The sequence below is a fragment of the Rhizobium ecuadorense genome (assembly GCF_001187535.1).
GTDB lineage: Bacteria > Pseudomonadota > Alphaproteobacteria > Rhizobiales > Rhizobiaceae > Rhizobium > Rhizobium ecuadorense.
The window spans coordinates 1-444 of sequence record NZ_LFIO01000730.1; the positions used below are offsets into that span (position 1 = coordinate 1).

Genomic DNA, 444 nt, shown 5'->3' on the forward strand with positions numbered 1-444 from the left:
GGAGCTGGTCGACGAGAGCACCTGGGTTGGTGATCCGAAGCAGGCCATCTACGGCTTTCGCGGCGCCGACACCGAGCTGACCCAGGCTGCGTTTCTCGGCGCTGGGGGGAAGCCCGAGGACAATCCGGTCCTGTCCAAATCATGGCGAAGCCGCAAAAGCCTGGTCGATCTCTTCAATGCCATGTTTACGCCGGTCTTCGAACGGATGGGACTGCCGGCGGCGAAGCACGCGTTTTCGGATGCGGCGCGATCCGACGCTGGCTTTGACAAGCCTTCAGCAGGATGGTGGTGGCTGATGGGCAAAGTCGACGAGCAGGCACAAGCCCTCGCGGAGGGAATCCGGCAATGTCTGGCCGAAGCCGACAACTGGCTTGTCGAAGACGACAAGCACGATCACAGGCCAATCACGCCAGGTGACATCGCCATTCTCTGCCGTTCCAATAC

Annotated in this window: 1 protein-coding gene; it reads left to right on the top strand. The window is 61.3% G+C overall.

Going from position 1 to position 444, the window contains the following annotated elements; translation table 11 throughout:
- Positions 1-444, top strand: a 444-nt coding sequence (locus AF337_RS13600) for a UvrD-helicase domain-containing protein (RefSeq protein WP_160320299.1), incomplete at both ends; no start/stop codon positions are given.